We start from the raw sequence: 2,383 nt of genomic DNA on the forward strand, positions 1-2,383 counted from the left end.
CGCCTTGAGCCGCTCCGCACTCTGCCGCGTATCCAGCATCACGTACGCCGCACCGCTCTTCATCACGCCGAGCAGCGACACGATCAGCTCGACCGAGCGATCCAGATGCACGCCGACGCGCGTGCCGCGCCCCTGCCCCGCTGCGCGCAGGCGCCGCGCGACGCGATCGCTCAGGCGATCGAGTTCGGCATAGCGCAGCGACATGTCCCCCGAACGCACCGCAACCGCATCGGGCGTCATCGCCGCCTGCTGCGCGAACTGCCGCGGCAATGCCGCGTCGCGATACCGCGTGCTCTGCGGACCGTTCGACAGCGCAAGCACCGCCTCCGTCGCCGCCGCATCCATGACCGGCAGCGCGGCGACGCGCTGCTGCGGTGCCGCGACGATCGCGGCCAGCAGCGCGACGAACGCCTCGCCCATCCGCGCGATCGTCGCCGGCTCGAACAGATCCTGCGCGTAGAGCCACGACAGGCGCAGACCGTCGGCGGTCTCCGCGGCCGTCAGCTGCAGGTCGAACTTCGACTGCTCGTAGCCGTCCTGTACGCTGGCGAGGTCGAGACCCGGCAGCGTGAGTTCGACGCTCTCGTTGTTCTTCATCGACAGCAGCACCTGGAACAGCGGCGCGTGCGCGAGGCTGCGTGCCGGTTTCAGTTCGTCGACGAGCAGGTCGAACGGAACTTCCTGGTGTGCATAGGCCGCGAGCGCGCGGCGGCGCGTCTGTGCGAGCACGTCGGTGAACGCCGGATCACCGCCGAAATCGGTGCGCAGCACCAGCGTGTTGACGAAGAAGCCGATCAGCGGATCGAGATCCGGATGCAGACGTCCCGCGATCGGCGTGCCGACGACGATGTCGGCCGCGCCGCTCCAGCGGTGCAGCAATGTGGACAACGCCGCCTGCAGCAGCATGAACAGCGTCGCGTCATGGTCGAGCGCGAGTGCCTTGAGTCCGGCCAGCACGGCGGCCGGTGCGGCGTGTTCCGCACGCGCGCCGGCGAAGCGCTGCTGCGCCGGGCGTGGCTTGTCCAGCGGCAGCTCGTGCACGACCGGCAGGTTGGCGAGTTCCTCGCGCCAGTAGTCGACCTGCGCCTGCAGCGCGTCGCCCTGCAGGCGGCGGCGCTGCCATGCGGCATAGTCGGCATATTGGATCGGCAGGCGCGGCAGGCCCGCGTCGCGGCCGCCGGCCGCGGCGCCGTACAACGCGACGAATTCCCTGACGAGCGCGCCGAGCGACCAGCCGTCGCAGGCGATGTGATGCACCGTGAACAGCAGCGCGTGGTCGTCGCGGCCGAGCACGACGAGCCGGCAGCGCAGCATCAGGTCGGCCGCGAGGTCGAACGCCGCCGCGGCTTCGTCGCGCGCGAGTTGCGGCAGACGGATATCGCGTTCGACGGCCGGCAGCGTGCTCAGGTCGCTGGTCGCGATGACGACCGGTGCCGGCGCATCGACGACCTGCCGCGGCTGGCCGTCGACCTCGACATAGCGCGTGCGCAGGATTTCATGGCGCGCGACGATCGCGTCGAGCGCGCCCTGCAGCGCGGTCGTATCGAGCGCGCCGCGCAGGCGCAGCGCCGCCGGCATGTTGTACTGGCGGCTGCCGCCTTCGAGCCGGTCGATGAACCACAGGCGCTGCTGCGCGAACGACAGCGGCAGCGCTTCGCCGTCGCGCGGCTGGCGTGGGATCGCGGCATAGCCCGATGCGGTTTGCGCGTCGAGGTACGTGGCGAGCTTGCGCACGGTGCTGTGTTCGAACAGTGCGCGGACCGGCACGGGCTTGCCGAACTGTTTTGCGATCTCGCTGACGATGCGCGTCGCGAGCAGCGAGTGGCCGCCGAGCGCAAAGAAATTCGCGTCGGCGCTGATGCGGTCCTGGCGCAGGATCGGCGCCCAGATCGCCGCGAGACGCTGTTCCGTGTCACCGGTCGGCTCGACGAAGGTTTCGGTCGCGGCGCCGGGTTCCGGCAGCGCCTTGCGATCGACCTTGCCGTTGAGCGTCAGCGGCAGGTGGTCGAGCTGCACGTAGGCGCTCGGCTGCAGATAGCCCGGCAGCTGTTCGGCGAGTCCGGCCGTTGCGCGCTCGACGATGCCGGCGTCGTCGCCGACGAGGTAGGCGACGAGACGCGCCTGCGGACCGTCGCCGTGCACGGCGACGGCGGCTTCGCGCACACCGGCGATCTGGCGCAGGCGGCTTTCAATGTCGCCGAGTTCGATGCGGAAGCCGCGGACCTTGACCTGGTCGTCGAGACGGCCGAGGAATTCGAGATTGCCGTCGGCGAGCCAGCGCACGCGGTCGCCGCTGCGGTAGAGGCGCTGCGTGGCATCGAACGGGCTCGCGACGAACTTCTGCGCCGTGAGTTCCGGCAGATTGAGATAGCCCTTCGCGACG

At 70.2% G+C, this 2,383-nt stretch carries 1 protein-coding gene; it reads right to left on the reverse strand.

The genetic code is table 11. The annotated features are described in order from the left end of the window. The coding region (locus tag VLF18_RS20540; protein WP_325281496.1) for a condensation domain-containing protein at window positions 1-2,383 on the reverse strand (2,383 nt) is incomplete at both ends.

The sequence above is a fragment of the Tahibacter sp. genome, from assembly GCF_035481375.1.
Lineage (GTDB): Bacteria > Pseudomonadota > Gammaproteobacteria > Xanthomonadales > Rhodanobacteraceae > Tahibacter.